The organism is Phycisphaerales bacterium AB-hyl4, assembly GCA_041821185.1.
GTDB classification, from domain to species: domain Bacteria; phylum Planctomycetota; class Phycisphaerae; order Phycisphaerales; family Phycisphaeraceae; genus Natronomicrosphaera; species Natronomicrosphaera hydrolytica.
In genome coordinates this window covers 12,924-28,994 of the sequence record JBGUBD010000012.1, presented here as the reverse complement: position 1 = coordinate 28,994, position 16,071 = coordinate 12,924, and the positions used below count along the sequence as shown (strand labels likewise).

The 16,071-nt window shown below is 64.8% G+C and carries 18 protein-coding genes; 12 read left to right on the top strand and 6 right to left on the bottom strand.

What is annotated here, in order from left to right; translation table 11 throughout:
* Window positions 1-82: 82 nt before the first annotated feature.
* Window positions 83-625, top strand: coding sequence for a hypothetical protein (locus ACERK3_16055; GenBank protein ID MFA9479801.1), 543 nt, complete (start codon window positions 83-85; stop codon window positions 623-625).
* 46 nt (window positions 626-671) lie between these two features.
* The gene (gene truB / locus ACERK3_16050) at window positions 672-1,352 is read left to right on the top strand and encodes a tRNA pseudouridine(55) synthase TruB (protein ID MFA9479800.1); all 681 of its coding nucleotides are present in this window, start codon (window positions 672-674) and stop codon (window positions 1,350-1,352) included.
* 169 nt (window positions 1,353-1,521) lie between these two features.
* On the opposite strand, the gene ACERK3_16045 is transcribed toward truB, so the two are convergent.
* Window positions 1,522-2,577: a twin-arginine translocase subunit TatC gene (locus ACERK3_16045; GenBank protein ID MFA9479799.1), complete on the bottom strand. Its 1,056-nt coding sequence runs from the start codon at window positions 2,575-2,577 to the stop codon at window positions 1,522-1,524.
* Between the two features lie 289 nt (window positions 2,578-2,866).
* Here ACERK3_16045 and ACERK3_16040 point away from each other — a divergent pair, with 289 nt between their 5' ends.
* Window positions 2,867-3,265, top strand: a complete 399-nt coding sequence (locus tag ACERK3_16040; GenBank protein MFA9479798.1) for a Minf_1886 family protein — start codon at window positions 2,867-2,869, stop codon at window positions 3,263-3,265.
* A 35-nt stretch (window positions 3,266-3,300) separates the two neighbouring features.
* Window positions 3,301-3,900 (top strand): hypothetical protein, encoded by a 600-nt coding sequence (locus ACERK3_16035; GenBank protein ID MFA9479797.1) that lies wholly within the window; start codon window positions 3,301-3,303, stop codon window positions 3,898-3,900.
* A gap of 267 nt (window positions 3,901-4,167) precedes the next feature.
* Here the strand turns inward: ACERK3_16035 and ACERK3_16030 are convergent, their stop codons facing one another.
* From ACERK3_16030 to ACERK3_16010, 5 genes are all read right to left on the bottom strand, one after another.
* On the bottom strand, window positions 4,168-4,788 hold the full coding sequence (locus ACERK3_16030) for a nucleoside triphosphate pyrophosphatase (GenBank protein ID MFA9479796.1): 621 nt from the start codon (window positions 4,786-4,788) through the stop codon (window positions 4,168-4,170).
* A gap of 164 nt (window positions 4,789-4,952) precedes the next feature.
* Complete coding sequence (locus ACERK3_16025; GenBank protein ID MFA9479795.1) at window positions 4,953-5,189, bottom strand: hypothetical protein; 237 nt, start codon at window positions 5,187-5,189, stop codon at window positions 4,953-4,955.
* 198 nt (window positions 5,190-5,387) lie between these two features.
* Window positions 5,388-5,885, bottom strand: coding sequence for a hypothetical protein (locus tag ACERK3_16020; GenBank protein MFA9479794.1), 498 nt, complete (start codon window positions 5,883-5,885; stop codon window positions 5,388-5,390).
* A gap of 250 nt (window positions 5,886-6,135) precedes the next feature.
* Window positions 6,136-7,569 carry a cardiolipin synthase gene (gene cls, locus ACERK3_16015; GenBank protein ID MFA9479793.1) on the bottom strand — a complete coding sequence of 478 codons (1,434 nt, stop codon included), beginning with the start codon at window positions 7,567-7,569 and terminating at the stop codon, window positions 6,136-6,138.
* A gap of 9 nt (window positions 7,570-7,578) precedes the next feature.
* Window positions 7,579-8,715, bottom strand: coding sequence for an ATP-binding protein (locus ACERK3_16010; GenBank protein ID MFA9479792.1), 1,137 nt, complete (start codon window positions 8,713-8,715; stop codon window positions 7,579-7,581).
* Window positions 8,716-8,944: 229 nt separating this feature from the next.
* Between ACERK3_16010 and ACERK3_16005 the strand changes: the two genes are divergently transcribed.
* From ACERK3_16005 to ACERK3_15970, 8 genes are all read left to right on the top strand, one after another.
* On the top strand, window positions 8,945-11,002 hold the full coding sequence (locus ACERK3_16005) for a cytochrome C oxidase Cbb3 (protein ID MFA9479791.1): 2,058 nt from the start codon (window positions 8,945-8,947) through the stop codon (window positions 11,000-11,002).
* 186 nt (window positions 11,003-11,188) lie between these two features.
* Window positions 11,189-11,884 carry a phosphate propanoyltransferase gene (gene pduL / locus ACERK3_16000; protein MFA9479790.1) on the top strand — a complete coding sequence of 232 codons (696 nt, stop codon included), beginning with the start codon at window positions 11,189-11,191 and terminating at the stop codon, window positions 11,882-11,884.
* Between the two features lie 64 nt (window positions 11,885-11,948).
* Entirely contained in the window at window positions 11,949-12,245 is a 297-nt protein-coding gene (locus tag ACERK3_15995) for a BMC domain-containing protein (protein ID MFA9479789.1), read from the top strand.
* 87 nt (window positions 12,246-12,332) lie between these two features.
* Window positions 12,333-12,593 (top strand): BMC domain-containing protein, encoded by a 261-nt coding sequence (locus tag ACERK3_15990; protein MFA9479788.1) that lies wholly within the window; start codon window positions 12,333-12,335, stop codon window positions 12,591-12,593.
* 60 nt (window positions 12,594-12,653) lie between these two features.
* Complete coding sequence (locus ACERK3_15985; GenBank protein ID MFA9479787.1) at window positions 12,654-13,856, top strand: acetate/propionate family kinase; 1,203 nt, start codon at window positions 12,654-12,656, stop codon at window positions 13,854-13,856.
* Between the two features lie 26 nt (window positions 13,857-13,882).
* Window positions 13,883-14,146: a BMC domain-containing protein gene (locus tag ACERK3_15980; protein ID MFA9479786.1), complete on the top strand. Its 264-nt coding sequence runs from the start codon at window positions 13,883-13,885 to the stop codon at window positions 14,144-14,146.
* Between the two features lie 66 nt (window positions 14,147-14,212).
* Complete coding sequence (locus tag ACERK3_15975; GenBank protein ID MFA9479785.1) at window positions 14,213-14,524, top strand: EutN/CcmL family microcompartment protein; 312 nt, start codon at window positions 14,213-14,215, stop codon at window positions 14,522-14,524.
* Window positions 14,525-14,604: 80 nt separating this feature from the next.
* Window positions 14,605-16,056: an aldehyde dehydrogenase gene (locus tag ACERK3_15970; protein MFA9479784.1), complete on the top strand. Its 1,452-nt coding sequence runs from the start codon at window positions 14,605-14,607 to the stop codon at window positions 16,054-16,056.
* Window positions 16,057-16,071: the final 15 nt, after the last annotated feature.

Genomic DNA, 16,071 nt, shown 5'->3' with positions numbered 1-16,071 from the left:
CCAGCGGTGATATGTTTGATCCAGCGATGGGCGGCGACGGAGGATGCCGCCCGTTGAGGGAAGACGACGCAGAGACGCGACCATGCTGACAGGCCCATCGCAATCCGCCGCTCGGGGGCGGGTCGCTGCGCGAACGGTTTCACGCCGACCGCGTTCGACTCGTTCCCCCCACGCTTCGCCGCCTCGGGCGACGCGTCCGCACACCCCCGCGAGCGCCCCGCTTCGGCTGGTCGGGCAGGGCGACCCCTCCGCAAGGCCAACCGGCCTGGACCCGATTCAGGGAACGCACGACCCACGCTGGGTGCTCGCGGTGCGTGTATCGGAAAAACTCGAGGGCACGCTGCTTCGCCCGGAGCATCGCGAGCAGCTCGTCCGTCTTGGCCGAATGCTCGGCCTCTCCGTTTTCGACTGCAACCTCGTGATCGCCATCGTGCAGGACCAGGCCCGCCGGGGCCATCAGCCCAACGAATGCCCGACCGCCGGCGAAGACCAGCTTCGCATGATCCCGCTGCCCACACGCACGACCATCCTCCAGGCCATGGCGCGTCGACCCGCCATGCTCGTCGCCGGCATCCTTGCTACGCTGATCCTCATTGAGTTGGCGCTGCTGAACTGGCTGTTGTAAGTCGACCGGCAGCGGCGGATGCGTTTGCGGTCTGGAGATGCGCGACATGGTTGGCCTGCTCGTGGTGGACAAGCCCTTAGGCTGGAGTTCGATGGACGTGGTCCGTCGCGTACGCGGCGCGGCAGGGGGGGTAAAGACCGGCCACGCCGGCACGCTCGACCCACTGGCCACCGGCGTTGTGGTCTGCTGCCTCGGCAAAGCCACGCGCTGCGTCGAGCAGATCATGGGCCAGCGAAAAACATACGAAGCCGACGTCGACCTCTCCGCCTGGTCGACCACCGACGACCGCGAAGGCGAGCTGCAACCCGTCGAGGTGCCAACCCCGCCCACGCGCGAGCAGGTCGCCGCGGCGTGCGAGCAATTCGTCGGCGATATCGAGCAGGTGCCCCCAGCTCACTCGGCGATGCGCGTCGGCGGCCGACGGGCTTACAAGCTCGCCCGGCAAGGCCAGGAAGTCGTGCTGGAACCGCGCATCGTCTCCATCTACGCCATCGAGCTCACCGGCTACACCTGGCCGACCGCCACGCTGACCGTCCACTGCGGCCGGGGCACGTACATCCGCAGCCTCGCCCGAGACCTCGGCAAAGCGCTCGGCACGGGCGGACATCTCGCAGCGCTGCGCCGCACCGCCGTCGGCCCGTACACGCTCGCGCAAGCCGTCACCGTCGAGCATTGCAAAGAAGTCGGCGTCACCGAAGCCGACCTGCTGCCCATGCCGGAGCAGTAGGGGGGGCGGTTGGTTTCTGGTTTCTCGTTTTTGGTTTGCGGCAAACGATACGGATTGGACATGAATCTCGTCGGCGCTCGAAGCCCACGGCGTAACGCCGTGGGCGTCAGCCCCAAACGCAGAACTACGAGTTTGACGGGCACTCCGTACGAGTCAGCAACGTCACGCCTTATGGATGTTCATCATCCATATTTGCCATGCGTGCCCGCCGATCGGTCAGGCGCATGAGCGCCAGCCCGAACTCGAACAAGGCATACAACGGCAGCGCGAGCACGAACATGCTCAGGAAGTCGGTTGGCGTGAGCATTGCCGCGAGCGCGAAGCAGGCGAACAGCGCATACTTGCGGAACCGCGCGATCACGTTCGGGTCGATCAACCCCGTCCAGCCGACCACGAGCATAAACACCGGCAGTTGAAACGCGATCACCACGCCGAGCCCGATCATCGCGGCGAACTTCACATACTCGCTCAGCTCCGGCAGCGCATCGACCATTCGCCGCGAGCCGATGCTGATCACCTGCGTCTGGCCGTCGAGGTGCAGCTTGATCCGTCGTTCGTGACGGTTGACCCAGAGCTGCCCCTCTTCCGGCGATGCGGGGTCGATGTCATACACCGACAGCCGATCGAAGAGCCCCTCCACCACGGGCTCGGCCGACTGGGCGGGTGCGTCGGGATCGACCACCGGCGCGGGCGTTGCGCCCGTGAGCACGCGCACCATGAATCCCGGTTGGCCGGGCTCGACCTCGGGGTAGAACGTGGCGAAGTTGATCAGGAAGACCAGGCTCACCGGCAGCAGGATGTGGTAGGTGAACATCACCGCCGCGACGGTCATGATCGTGCTGAACGGCGCGAGCAGGTAGGCGGTCCGCTTTTCGTGGGGGTAGAGCCCGTCGGAAATGAACCGCCAGATCTGGTAGATCACCCAGGGCGACGCGACGATGGCCGCGGCGATGAGGCTGACCTTGATGTAAACCCCAAAACCAAGTGTTGGGTCGCGTACGTAAATCTGAGCGGGGAAGCCCAGTGCGTCGAGAGCTTCGATGAACGGCCGAGCGAGCCAGGCGATGATCTGGAATCCGAACCAGAACGTGACCGCCGCCGCCACGACCACGCCGGCGATGGCGTGGATCATCCGTCGGCGAAGCTCTTCGATGTGCTCGCCGAAGGACATGCGCAGGTCGTCGCCAAGTTGCTGGGCGGCGGAAGTCGGCTGGTCCATCGGCATGGCGGCGATTGTAGCGGCGGGGGGGAGAATCGCTAATGGCTGAGGGTTGCCCGCTGATCGCGGCCCGTGCTCCAAGGCGTACAACCGTGCAGGTCGCCTGCATTTTCCCCAGATTAGCAATCAACAATCAGCGATTAGCGATTCACAGACAAGCGTCAGATTTACCCCGCGGCGGGCTTCACCTCGGGGCCAACCTTGGGGTATACTAAGGGGCACTCCGGGCCGACGCTCGGGGCTTCCGCAACGCGGCCGTAAGTGGCTGCTTGAACCGCTAATAGAGTTGTACTCCATGCCCGCAAAGGATCTTCGAAAAGTCGTCGCCAGCAGCTCGTATCCACTGGACGCGTTCCTGTTCGTACAGCGCGGCCTCGACTACACCGTTCGCCACAACCACGGCGAGCTGCCCACCGACGCCGACACCGAGGATCGCGAAGCCCACCACGTCAGTGGCACCGACCTCTGCCACGGCCTCCGCGCCTACGCCATTCAGGAGTACGGCCTGCTTGCCCGCACCGTCCTGCGACGTTGGCGGATCTACACCTGCGAAGACTTCGGCAAGATCGTCTTCGCCATGGTGGAAGCCGGCCTCATGCACAAGACCGACGAGGACAGCCTCGACGACTTCTGCAACGTCTTCGACTTCGAACACGCCTTCCACGAACGTCTCGAACTCAGCGAAAACGTCTGAGATAGAACCGGCGCACCGTCCGCATACACTTGCGCATGGACGGGAGTAATCACGCCAGGCCGGATGACCTCGCCGCGCTCATGGCGCCGCCGCCGACCGCCCGAGCCACGCTCGACAGCAACGGCGAAGACGTCACCATCCGCCTCAAACCACTGGGCTTCATGGCCACCAACCCCGACCTGCTCTGGCAGGGGCCGGCGGTCATCGGCCTCTGGCTGCTCGGCGCGATGATGTTGCTCAACGCAGGCTCCGCCGCCACCGCCTTCTTCTTCATCGTCATGCTCCCCACCCTCACGCTGCCGCTCGCCTGGTTCATGATCAGCCTCCACCGCGCGATTCAGCAGGCCGTGATCGACATCGTCGACGACCGCCTGGTCATCTCATGCTACGGCGTGTTCGGCCTCGAACAGGACGAATGGCCCATCCAACGACTGCGCGCCTGCCGCGTCGTCCCCGTCCCCAGCGTCGGCTGGTCGCTCACCGGCAGCTCGCCCGCCCTCGAACTGCAACTGGAAACCCGCCGCGGCATGCAGCACAGCTTCTTCGCCGGCCGCGACGAACTCGAACTCCGCTGGCTCGCCCACACCCTCGAACAACTCGTCGGCATCCCCCCCAAGCCCGACCCCACCGCCTGAATAAAACTGAACCCCTCCATCCCCCCAACTAGAAACTCGAAACTCAAAACTAAAAACCCCCTCATACGGTTTCAAGTTATTTCCAGCGCGTTTTCCCACCCCCTCTCCCTCCCAGGGAGAGGGCTGGGGTGAGGGTGAAACGGTTCCGCAGTCGAGACCCAACAGCATGCTGCGTCGCGGATGGTACGGGGTCGTCCGACCCTCACCCTGACCCTCTCCCTGGGAGGGAGAGGGAACCGGACGCGCTGGGATTAACTTGAAGCCGTATCAACCTTTCGCTCCCCCGCGCACCCCATACGCTTCCAACAGCCGCACCACCCCGCGCATGGGCAAGCCCACCACCGTGGTTGGATCGCCTTCCACACGAATGGGCCAGCCCGCTGCCTGCCGTTCGAATAGGTTGTACCCGCCCGCCTTGCCGCGCCACTGATCGCTGGCGATATACGCCCGCACGCGCTCGACATCGATCGGCCCGACATGCACTGTCGCCGTGTCCGCGAAACAGCTCGGCCGTTCATCGCCAGGCCCGACCACCGCCACACCGCTGACCACCGTGTGCGTCGCGTCCGCGAAATGTTCGATCATCCGTTGCGCGTCGTCCGCGTCGGTTGGCTGACCGATCAGTCGACCGTCACCATCAACGCAGATCGTGTCCGCCGCGAGCACCACCGCCGGCGTCGGCAGATGCTCGTGCAGGCTCATCGCCTTCTGTCGCGCGAGGTCGCTGGCGATCTGCTCCGCCGAGTGCGCCGGGTCCGTCGCCGTCGGCTGGGGCGGATCATCAAACGGCGGCGTCCGCTGCTCAAACGCATACCCCGCGTCGCGCAGCAGCTGCGCACGCCGAGCCGACCGACTCGCGAGAATCAACGGCAGGCATGACATTCCCATGCCCGCCATTCTACGAATACGACAACGCAGCATCTGCACTTGCGACATTTAGCCGCGGTGCTCGCACCGCGCTCTTCGGATCGATGAACCAAACGCGCGGGCCAAGGCCCGAGGCAAAATGGCAACCTGCACTGTCGTACCTACGACGCCGCCGCGCCCGGACATCATGCCACGCGGTCGCGCGCCTGTTGCACACCTTCATGCTCGGCACAGTGAGCGCAACAATAAAACTTGTCTTTCGCTTCAATCCCATGCCCCACAATCCGCACACCGCAATGAGCGCAGCGCGGCGCCAGTGCCTCAATCGCACACTCAAAGCTGTCAAACGTATGAGCTTCGCCTTTCAAGCTCACCTCAAACGTCTTGTCGTAGTCATTGCCACACTGTTCGCAAACGCCCATGGCGAGTCTCCCATCTTCAGGTTCACTGAAATCATCACGACGCTACGAGCATTCAAGGCGCGCGAATCGCACCTGTCCACCGCTGCATACCCTTCTTCTTCTCACCTCGCCCCACACAAATAAAGCCCAGGGACGGCAGTCCCTGGGCTCCATACATTCTTAATTGATTAAATCGCGCTCTTCCGAACGCCCCCTCGCTCACTCCACCGCAGTCTCTTCCACCTGTTCCTGCCGCGCGAGTTCATCGTCCGATGAACCTTCGTCCGCCTCACTGTCCCTCGGCTCATCCGCCTCCGGCGTCGGCGACAAATCCCGTCGAGCGATCGCGTGATGCTCCACATTCAAACGCACCGGCCGACCCTCCAGTTCCAGCTCGCCGTCGTCGACATGCGTCCGCCACGCGCGATTGTTCGACCCCGACCGTGGGGTTTCGTAGATCGCCCAGCTCAGCCCCGTCGCCGGCTCGCCGGTGACGCGCATCCCCATCGGCTCGCCCTGGCGCTTCAGCCGAACCACCAGCCGATGCTCCGGCGGAATCTCCTTCGACCAAAGCGTCTCACCTTCGATCGTGTCCACCAGCGTCACCGTTGCCGGCCGCATCGACGTGCTCTCAAACACATGCCGGTCCGCCGACACGCAACCGCCCGCCGTCAGCAACACCAGACCGAGCAACATCACACCAGTTCGCATCATCATATTCGTCCTTTCGACAACATCCGACGAGCAACCGCCCGCCGCCCGAACGACAAGCCACCAGCATACGTCCCCCCGCCTCATCCAGCCACCCCCGACCCTCAAACCACCCCTCACCCCCAAGCCGAGCCCTGAGCGAGTCCGCGAGCGAAGGGCCGGATCAATCGGAATTGCTAATTTCTGATTTCTAATCGCTGCCCGCATCGGCGTACCTCTCCAAATCAGCAATTAGCAATCAGCGATTAGCAATTCCTCAAAGCAACGGCGACAACAACGCCGCCGCCGCCTCCGGGTACTGCTTCGTCCAGGGCCGACGCCGCCAGCCCTCCAGCGTCACCGGCGTCGATCGCGACAGGTACCGCTGCTGTGCACACCGCAACTCCGACGTGATGTCAGGCCCGTACAGCAGCACGTTGATCTCAAAGTTCAAATTGAACGAGCGGATATCCAGGTTCGCCGACCCCAGCAGCGCGAACGTCTCATCCACCGTGATCGTCTTCGCGTGCAGCATTCCGCCGTGGTACTGGTACAGGTCGATCCCCGCCTCCAGCAGCTGCTCGAAGTACCACCGACCCGCCGCGCTGACGATCGGGTGATCCGACTTCGCCGGCACGATCACCGACACCTCCGCCCCCCGCGACGCCGCCATCGACAACGCCAGCATCGTTGGCTCGTCCGGCACGAGATAAGGCGTCGTCAACACAATCCGATGCCGCGCCGCGTTCAACGCCGCAATCAACACCCGCCGAAACGTCTCCGCCTCATGACTCGGGCCTGTCGGCACGACCTGCGCCGCCACCTCCCCCACACTCGCGATCGGCGGAAACAAATCATCCCCCTCCAGCCGCTGCCCCACATCGAACGCCCAGTCCTCCAGAAACACCATCTGAAACTGCGTCACGATCGGCCCGGTGAACCGCCCCGACAAATCCACCCACGCCCCGGCCCGCTTATGCCCGTACTCCTCCTCCACAATGTTGTGGCTGCCGCTGTACGCCACCTCCCCATCCACGACCGCGATCTTGCGATGGTTCCGCAGGTCGATCCGCGACAGCTTCCGCCGCCAGGGCGTCACCGGCAGCGCCGGGTGCAACTCCACCCCCGCGTCGATCATCTCGCTCGCCGCAGCGCTGCGAAACAGCGGCCGCGACCCCGCCGCATCCGCCAGCACACGACACGCCACCCCTCGCTTCGCCGCCCGCTTCAGCGCATCGCAAACCCGCACGCCCACCGTGTCCGCCCAGAAAATGTAGAACACGATGTGCACGTGATGCTTCGCTGCGTCGATGTCCGCCACCAGCGCATCGATCAGCGTATCGTTCGCATCGATCAGCTCCACCTTGTTCCCGCGCAGAATCGGGTTGCCGCTGATCTGCTCCGCCTGCACGATCATGTTCCGCTGCTCGGGCATCAGCTCCGCCATCGTCGCGTAGCTTTCCGCCTCCGCCATTGCCTCCGGCAGCCGACCCACGCCCGCCACCGCCCGCCGATCGCGCGCCCGCCGTCGCCCCAGGTAGCTCACCCCGATCATCAGATAAACCAGCATCCCCACGATCGGCAGAAAGAAAATCACACTCAGCCACGCCAGCGACGTGATCGGCTGCATCCGCCGGCGCAGAATCACCACCACCATCACCACGCGGATGGCCCACTCCACCAGCGGCAGCCAGAACAAAATCGTCGTCATCGTGTTTCTCTACCCCGCCGCAACCCCCGCCAACCGACGCGACAGTGTCGTCACCAGATAGTCGCACACCAGCGACAGGTTCACGTTCGACCCGAGCATCGACATCGCTTCATGTACTGCATCGACCACACCCAGCCACGGCTCAAGCGCCGCCTCCGCCCCGGCCGAATTTCCCGCCTCGCACCGCTGCGCCAGGTCGTACATCCGCCGCCGCGCGTGCGTGCAGATCAGCGTCGCCATCAGTTGCGCCGCCAGCTTGTTCGCCGCCTCTTTCGACGCGTTCGCATGCCGGTCCACCCATGTCTTGGCAAAGCCGTCGATCCGCTCCGCCAGTTGTGCGCCCAGTTCGCCGTGCAGCCGACCGTTCGCGATATCGTCCAGCGCCGGCAGCACTACGTCCGCCCACTCGGTCAGCTCATAGTCCATCGCCATCGCCGCCCGCCCCAGGCTGCCGTCCGCGAAGCTCGTCAGCCAGTCGCGATGCCATGCATCCAGCTCGCCCGCGTGGCCTTCGACCCAGTTCGCCACCACCTCCCCCGGCAGCGGCACGAACGGCACACGCTGACACCTGCTGCGAATCGTCGGCAGCAGCCGATCCTCGCTCGCCGTCACCAGAATAATCGTCGTCCCCGCAGGCGGCTCCTCCAACGTCTTCAGCAGCGCATTCTGCCCCGACTGGTTCAGCAGTTCCGCCTCGTCAACGATGAACACCTTTCCATGCCCCAGCCTTGCCCCCCGGTACACCGGCTCGATCAGCGCTGCCCGCACCACCTCTACCGGAATCTGCGTCAGCTTCCGATTGCGGATCGTGCTCTCTTCGCTGTACTTCGCCAGCTCTTTCGTGATGACATGCAGGTCCGGGTGCGCCGACGCCATCGCCGCGGGCTCATCGCTGTCCGTCTCCGCCGCTTCGCGCGACGCCTGCCCCAACAGTCGACACGACTCGCAACCGCCGCACGCCTCCACCTGCCCCATCAGGTTCCGCGCCTGCTCATGGCAAAGCAGCACGCGCCCCAGCGCCACCGCCGTCGTAAATTTCCCCACGCCCGCCGGCCCGTGAAAGATGTAAGCATGATGCACGCGCCCGCTGGCAAGCTGCGCCTGCAACACATCCAAAGCCCGCGGTTGTCCAGCGATACCATCCATAAGTCAGCATGTTAGCACGACCTCACAACCACGACCCACCGCCCCCGGTAACCTCCCCAGCAAAGCCCGGGGAAGGCTTTCCCCGGGTTTCCGCTCCTCCCCTCACCCCACCCCCTCGAACCAAAACCGCCCCACGCGCCTGTCGCCTCCCTCTTCCCGCCTGCCTACGATCCCACGAGCGGTGCTGCCGCTGATTCGACACGCTTCAGATTCATTGGAGGGGAACATCATGGCCGACACGCAACGACCCGAGCCGACCACGTCTTCGAAACATGCACCTCGCCGCTCATGGAAATGGTGGTTGCTCAACGGCGTCGGCGTCCTGCTCGTCCTCTTCGCCGTCGGCACGCTCATCCTCCTGAACCTCCGCTTCGAGTACGCCTACATGCCCGCCATGAGCAAGGTCGTCAACGACCAGCGCTGGCCCTCGCCTGCCTACGAAGTCTGGGGCCGCGAGGTCTGGCCCGACGAAGTCGACCAACTCATGCAGACCGCCGAGGGCCGCGAACTGCTCCACCCCAGCCAGGCCATCCGCATCGACGAAGACTTCCTCCAGCTCGGCCGCGAAGCCTTCTACAAAGAAACCTTCAGCAACGAATACTTCCTCACCGACGTGCTCGGCGTCCTCGACGGCCCCATCACCGCCACCGCCATCACCCGCGCCATCATCGCACTCGCCGGCCGCGGCACGAACAACCTCCAGGTCCGCCTCTCTGAAGACATCACCATCGGCGACCGCACGTTCCACGCCGGCGACCTCGTCGACACCGGCATCGACGTCCCGCGCGGCGCGTTCATGCCCATCGGCTTCAAAACCGTCTACGACCGCGGCCAGATCCGCACCGGCGTCACCTGCGCCGCCTGCCATGTCACCGTCGACCCCGACTCCGGCCGTGTCCTCGAAGGCGTCGTCAACCCCAACCTCAACATGGGCCTCCTCCTCGCCATGGCCTCCAACTCCGCCGCCTACTTCGCCCGCACAGACATCGACCTCAACGAAATGCACGAGTTCTTCACCGACCCCGACCGCACCGTCACCATCAACGACGAAGGCGAACAACAACCCCTCCCCGACCCCGAACTGCTCGAAGCCGCCGCCAGCGAAATGTTCCTCAAATGGCCCCCCGGCAACTTCGACACCATGATCGACCTCGAAGCCAACCCCACCCGAACCCCCGACGCCTTCACACGCGGCGACGATCCCTACGGCTGGACAGGCTTCGGCTCCATCGGACCCTTCCGCGGACTCAACTCCCTCGGCAACAACGTCCACGCCTTCAACACCGACCCGATCATCGAAATGCACGTGGCCCCCGACCTGCTCGACCTCCACGAAGAACGCTACCTCGCCATCCTCCTGCAAAACGCCGCCAACCCCGACTTCCGGTACGACCCCAACTCCAACGAACGACCCTCCGAATTCCTCCGACGCATCAACCCACACCCCGAAGGCCCCGGCCTCGCCGAAGCCGAAGCCCTCCCCACCTACCCACGCTCCACCGCACTCGCCGCCCACAGCGTCATCGTCTCACGCTACGGCCAACCCGTCTGGCATGACATCTCCGCCATGTCCGCCTTCCAGAACGCGCTCGTCCCACCCGAGCCACCCATCGCCCCCAACGTCGAACAACTCCAACGCGGCCGACGCACCTTCGTCGCCGCCGGCTGCATCGACTGTCACACCGGCGACGCCTTCACCAACAACCAGATCATCCCCGCCAGCATCGTCGCCGACGAACCCGACCGCGCCACCGCCATGAAGGGCACGCGCGAGATCTTCGACCCCAACCCGCAGATCTGGGCCCTCGACGCCATCGTCCCCGTCGCCCGCGATACCGAAGTCATCGACGTGCCCTACACCCACATCCGCACCGACGAACAGCTCGCCCGCGCCATGGGACACGACGGCGAAGGCGGCTACAAAGTCAAAGGCCTCATCGGCCTCTACTGGAACCCGCCCTACATGCACACCGGCGCCGTCGCCGTCGGCCCCGACCCCGAAACCGACCTCGGCATGCCCGGCACACTGCTCCGCGGCGTCCTCGCAGACCCCGCCAACTCCCTCCGCGCCATGATCGATCGCAACCTCCGCGAACGCGTCGTCCAGGCCAACCGCACCCACGAAGACATGGAACAGCTCAACGTCTGGGGCATCGGCCACCGCCACTGGGTCGACGAACAAGCCGGCTTCTCCCGCGATGACCAGGACGCCCTCATCCACTACCTCCTCCTCCTCGGCCACCACGACGAAGCCCGCCCACCCGACGAAACCGACCGTCCCGAATAACCCACCCGCCCCCATCTCTCCCATTTAAAGCCCGGGGATGGCAATCCCCGGGTCCCCGCCTGTCCCTCCCTGAAACCCTATGGAAACTCTTGACAACTTATGGAAGGTTTTGCATAATTAGCTCTCGTTAGACCGCTTAAACGGTCAAAATCGCCTCTACACCACGCCTCAGACAGGTTTTCGCCCATGACCGCATCACCCGCGACGCTGGACCGCCGACAGGTGGAGCAGATGGTCCGCCAGGTCCTGCGCGACCGCCTCGGCGGCGCTTCGCCCACCTACCACCGGGCACCGACCGACAACGGCGGACCCAATCCGCTTGTCGTCAATGTCTCCGCCCGCCACGTCCACGTTCGCCCCGAAGACCTCGAAGTCCTCTTCGGCCCCGGCGCGAAACTCACCAAGCTCAAAGACCTCTACCAGGACGGCGAATTCGCCACCGAGCAGACCGTCAACATCATCGGCCCACGCAATCGCATGATCCCCAACGTCCGCATCCTCGGACCCGCACGCGATTACACACAGGTCGAACTCAGCTACACCGACGGCGTCTTCCTCGGCATCGACCTGCCCCTGCGTATCTCCGGCAACCACGAAGGCACGCCAGGCTGCATCCTCGTCGGCTCACACGGCGCACTCAACCTCCAGCGCGGCGTCGTCCGCGCCGAACGCCACGTCCACATGAGCCCCGCTGACCTCGCCCACTTCAACGTCGCAGACGGCGACATCATGAAACTCAAAATCGACGGCCCCTGTGGCCTCGTCTTCGAACGCGTCAAGGTCCGAGAGCATCCCAAAGTCAAGCTCGAAGTCCACATCGACACCGACGAAGGCAACGCCTGCCACCTGCCCTCCGCCACCAGCATGCAACTGATCAAGTAACGATTTCCCACAACACCCCGTTTAGCGGCCGCCCCCGTCGGGGCGCCCCCTCCTGGAGAACACCATGGCTCAACCCGCACTCGGCATGATTGAAACCAAGGGCATCGTCGCCCTCATCGAAGCCTCCGACGCAATGCTCAAAGCCGCCAACGTCCAGATGCTCGGCTGGGACAAGGTCGGCTCAGGCCTCGTCACCAGCTTCGTCACCGGCGATGTCGCTGCCGTCAAGGCCGCCGTCGACGCCGCCGCCGAAGCCGCAGGCCGCGTCGGGGAAGTCGTCGGCGTCCACGTCATCCCCCGCCCCCACGACGAACTCGCCGGCATCCTCCCCAAGCCCAAAAAAGCCGCCGCCACCAAGTAACCCCCCCTGATTCATCAACACAAAGCCCAGGGATGTAGCGCAGCGAATCCCTGGGACACGCCTCATAAAGAAAACAGGACCTCAACCATGAACGCACTCGGCATGATCGAAACCAAGGGACAGGTCGGCCTCGTCGAAGCCACCGACGCCATGCTCAAGGCCGCACACGTCCAGCTCGTCAAGTCCATCCCCATCGGCGGCGCGTATGTCACCGTCGTCGTCCAGGGTGACGTCGGCTCCGTCAAGGCTGCCGTCGACGCCGGCGCTGCCGCCGCGACCCGTGTCGGCGAACTCGTCGCCGCCCACGTCATCGCCCGCCCCCACGACCAGCTCATCGAAAACTTCTAACTCACCCAAACCCCCAAAAAGGCAGTGCAGCTTCAGCTGCACTGCCCCCTGAATGCATCCATGCTCATCCTCGTCGCCAACCTCGGTTCGACCAGCTTCAAATACAAGCTGTTCGACCTCGCCTCCAACGCCGACACGCCCCCGCGCGTCGTCGGCTCGGGCAGCGCCGATCGCATCGGCCAGCCCGAGTCCGCCTGGTCCGCGACGCTCGGCCAGCATGAAGAAGACGGCACGCTCGAGCTGCCCGACCACGCCGCCGCCGCCAAGCTCCACCTCGACCTGCTCGAACGCGCCGGCGTCATCGAATCCATCAACGCCATCGACGCCGTCGGCTTCAAAGCCGTGCACGGCGGGCCCATCTCCGGCGCAGTCAAAGTCGACGACAATGTCCTCGACACCATGCAACGCTTCGCCGACGTCGCGCCGGCTCACAACCCGCCCTACATCGCCGCCATGCGCGCCTTCGCCAAGCTCCTGCCCGACACCCCGCAGGTCGCCGCCTTCGAGACCGGCTACCACCAGACCATCCCCAAAGCCCGACAGGTCTACGCCATCCCCCACGAATGGACCGAAGACCTCGGCATCCGACGCTACGGCTTCCACGGCGCAAGCCACCGCTACATCGCCACCCGGCTCGCCGAGATCCACCCGCAAGCCAAACGCATCGTCAACCTCCACCTCGGCGGCTCCTGCTCCATCACCGCCATCAAAGACGGCCAAAGCGTGGCCAACAGCTTCGGCATGACCGCCCAGTCCGGCGTCTTCCACAACAACCGCGTCGGCGATTTCGACACCTTCGCGCTGCTCAAGCTCTTCAAAGCCGACCTCGACGTCGACACCATCTTCCAACGCCTCGGCAAGGAAGGCGGACTGCTCGGCATCTCCGGCGTCAGTGCCGACATCCGCGACGTCCACGAAGCCGCCGAGCAGGGCAACGACCGCGCGAAGCTCGCCGTCGACGCCTTCGTCGAAAGCTGCCGACACTATCTCGGCGCGTACCTCGTCGCCCTCGGCGGCGCGGACGCCATCAGCTTCACCGGCGGCATCGGCCAGCACGACAAAATCGTCCGCGCCGCCATCTGCCAAAACCTCGGCTTCGCCGGCATCAAACTCGACCTCGACAAAAACAACACCGTCACCGGCAAGGACGAACAGCGAATCGAAGCGACCGACAGCCAAGTCGCCATCTGGGTCCTGCCTACGAACGAAGAACTCATCGTCGCCCGACAGACCGCCGAAGTGCTCGGCCGAGCGACCCACTAACCTCGGATTAACCACGGAGAATCACCATGGCACAGCAAGCAATCGGCATGATCGAAACCAAGGGCCTCATCTCGGCCGTCGAAGCCACCGACGCAGCGCTCAAAGCCGCCGACGTGAAGTTCACCCGGCAGGACAAGGTCGGCAGCGGTTTCGTCGCCATCACCTTCGAAGGTGATGTCGCCGCAGTCAAGGCCGCCGTCGACGCCGGCGCAGACGCCGCCCGTCGCGTGGGCGAAGTCGTCAGCGTCCACGTCATCGCCCGCCCCCACGAAGACGTCGCCAAGCTCTGACGTTCGTTGATTTGCCATCCCCACGTTTAGCGGCCGCCCCGCAGGGGCGCCCGCCCGGAGCCGCCCATGTTCCTCGGTCGCGTAAAAGGCCACGTCGTCGCCACCGCGAAAGACCCGGCCATCAAAGGCCAGAAGCTGCTCATCATCGAGCCGCTCAAGGTCGAATACAACGACGCGCCCGCGGGCGGCGGACGCTTCGACGTCACCGGCCGCGCCATCGTCGCGCTCGACATGATCGGCGCGGGTGAGGACCAGCTCGTCCTCATCGTGCAAGGCTCCAGCGCCCGCCTCGCTGAGGGATGCAACAAGCTGCCCACCGACGCCGTCGTCGTCGGCATCGTCGACGAAGCCGTCGTCATGGGCAAAAAAATAAGTTGACCCCGCCGCCCCCATAAAGCCCACGGATGCCATCCGTGGGCCCCGGCCGCCCCAAAGACTTCCGACCCCAAAGGCTCACCATGACCGCAACCGACCCGCAAATGATCGCCAACGTCGTCGAAGAAGTCCTCCGCCGCATGGACGGCTCGCCCCCCAAGGCTGAGCGGCTTCAGCCGCTCAGCGCCCCCGCCCACCACCAACCCCCCGCGCCCCACAACACCACCGGCCTCTTCCAGAACGTCGACGCCGCCGTCGCCGCCGCGACCGACGCCCAGCGACAGCTCGTCAACGCAGGCGTCAACGTCCGCGACAGCATCTGCAAACTCATCAAACGCATCGCCGTCGACAACGCACCGCAATGGGGCCGCTTCGAGCTCGACGAAACGAAGGTCGGCCGACTCGATCACAAAATCGCCAAACTCGAACTGCTCCAGTCCGTGCCCGGCGTTGACATGCTCCGCACCGCCGCACATTCCGGCGACGACGGCGTCGGCCTCGACGAAGGCGCGCCCTGGGGCGTCATCGGCGTCATCACCCCCGTCACCCACTCCATCCCCACCATGGCCGCCAACGCCATCAACATGATCGCCGCCGGCAACACCATGGTCGTCAACGCCCACCCCTCGGGCGCGAAGTCGGTCGCCCTCGCCACGAAAACCTTCAACGAAGCCATCCAGCGCGAGTTCAACGTCGGCCCACTGATCTGCGCCATCGACCCGCCCACGCTCGAGTCCGCCAACGCCATCTTCGAACACCGTGACATCCCGCTGCTCGTCGCCACAGGCGGCCCCGCCGTCGCCCGCGCCGCGCTCAAGCAAGCCAAGCGCGCCATCGTCGCCGGCCCCGGCAACCCGCCCGTCGTCGTCGACGAAACCGCCGACCTCGACAACGCCGCCCGCTCGATCATCCAGGGCGCTGCCTTCGACAACAACCTGCTGTGCATCGGCGAAAAAGAAGTCTTCGTCGTCGCCTCCGTCTTCGACAAGATGATGCAAGCCATGGAACGCGCCGGTGCCATGCGGCTCAACGCCCAGCAGGTTCAGCAACTCACCGACAAGGCCTTCGACTGGAAGACCGACCACTACGCCGTCAACAAAGACTTCGTCGGCAAAGACCCGCACGTGATCGGCCAGCTCGCCGGCTTCAACGTGCCGCAAAACATCGAACTCATCTTCGGCGAAACCGACGAATCCAACCCCTTCGTCCCCGAAGAACAGATGATGCCCTTCGTGCCCTTCGTCAAAGTCCGCGACTTTAACGAAGCCCTCGACCTCGCTCTCAAACACGAGCATGGCTTCGGGCACACCGCCATCATCCACTCCAACAACCTCGCCAACATCACCACGATGGGCCGAGCCACCAACACCACCATCTTCGTCGCCAACGGCCCGTGCACCGCGGGCCTGGGCATCGGCGGCGAAGGCTACCCAAGCTACTCCATCGCCACCCCGACCGGCGAAGGCATCACCAACCCCATGACCTTCACAAGATTCCGCCGCGCCAGCATCGCCGGCGCACTCCGAATCGTCTAACTTGAAACCAGAAAC

Excerpts from the sequence above, each read along its gene's own strand:
- ACERK3_15985 (MFA9479787.1), top strand. The coding sequence starts at position 12,654 with ATGCTCATCCTCGTCGCCAACCTCGGTTCGACCAGCTTCAAATACAAG.
- ACERK3_15970 (MFA9479784.1), top strand. The coding sequence starts at position 14,605 with ATGACCGCAACCGACCCGCAAATGATCGCCAACGTCGTCGAAGAAGTC.
- ACERK3_16040 (MFA9479798.1), top strand. The coding sequence starts at position 2,867 with ATGCCCGCAAAGGATCTTCGAAAAGTCGTCGCCAGCAGCTCGTATCCA.
- cls (MFA9479793.1), bottom strand. The coding sequence starts at position 7,569 with ATGACGACGATTTTGTTCTGGCTGCCGCTGGTGGAGTGGGCCATCCGC.
- ACERK3_15975 (MFA9479785.1), top strand. The coding sequence starts at position 14,213 with ATGTTCCTCGGTCGCGTAAAAGGCCACGTCGTCGCCACCGCGAAAGAC.
- ACERK3_16035 (MFA9479797.1), top strand. The coding sequence starts at position 3,301 with ATGGACGGGAGTAATCACGCCAGGCCGGATGACCTCGCCGCGCTCATG.
- truB (MFA9479800.1), top strand. The coding sequence starts at position 672 with ATGGTTGGCCTGCTCGTGGTGGACAAGCCCTTAGGCTGGAGTTCGATG.
- ACERK3_15995 (MFA9479789.1), top strand. The coding sequence starts at position 11,949 with ATGGCTCAACCCGCACTCGGCATGATTGAAACCAAGGGCATCGTCGCC.
- ACERK3_16020 (MFA9479794.1), bottom strand. The coding sequence starts at position 5,885 with ATGATGATGCGAACTGGTGTGATGTTGCTCGGTCTGGTGTTGCTGACG.
- ACERK3_16045 (MFA9479799.1), bottom strand. The coding sequence starts at position 2,577 with ATGCCGATGGACCAGCCGACTTCCGCCGCCCAGCAACTTGGCGACGAC.
- ACERK3_16005 (MFA9479791.1), top strand. The coding sequence starts at position 8,945 with ATGGCCGACACGCAACGACCCGAGCCGACCACGTCTTCGAAACATGCA.
- pduL (MFA9479790.1), top strand. The coding sequence starts at position 11,189 with ATGACCGCATCACCCGCGACGCTGGACCGCCGACAGGTGGAGCAGATG.
- ACERK3_16025 (MFA9479795.1), bottom strand. The coding sequence starts at position 5,189 with ATGGGCGTTTGCGAACAGTGTGGCAATGACTACGACAAGACGTTTGAG.
- ACERK3_16010 (MFA9479792.1), bottom strand. The coding sequence starts at position 8,715 with ATGGATGGTATCGCTGGACAACCGCGGGCTTTGGATGTGTTGCAGGCG.
- ACERK3_15990 (MFA9479788.1), top strand. The coding sequence starts at position 12,333 with ATGAACGCACTCGGCATGATCGAAACCAAGGGACAGGTCGGCCTCGTC.
- ACERK3_16030 (MFA9479796.1), bottom strand. The coding sequence starts at position 4,788 with ATGGGAATGTCATGCCTGCCGTTGATTCTCGCGAGTCGGTCGGCTCGG.
- ACERK3_15980 (MFA9479786.1), top strand. The coding sequence starts at position 13,883 with ATGGCACAGCAAGCAATCGGCATGATCGAAACCAAGGGCCTCATCTCG.
- ACERK3_16055 (MFA9479801.1), top strand. The coding sequence starts at position 83 with ATGCTGACAGGCCCATCGCAATCCGCCGCTCGGGGGCGGGTCGCTGCG.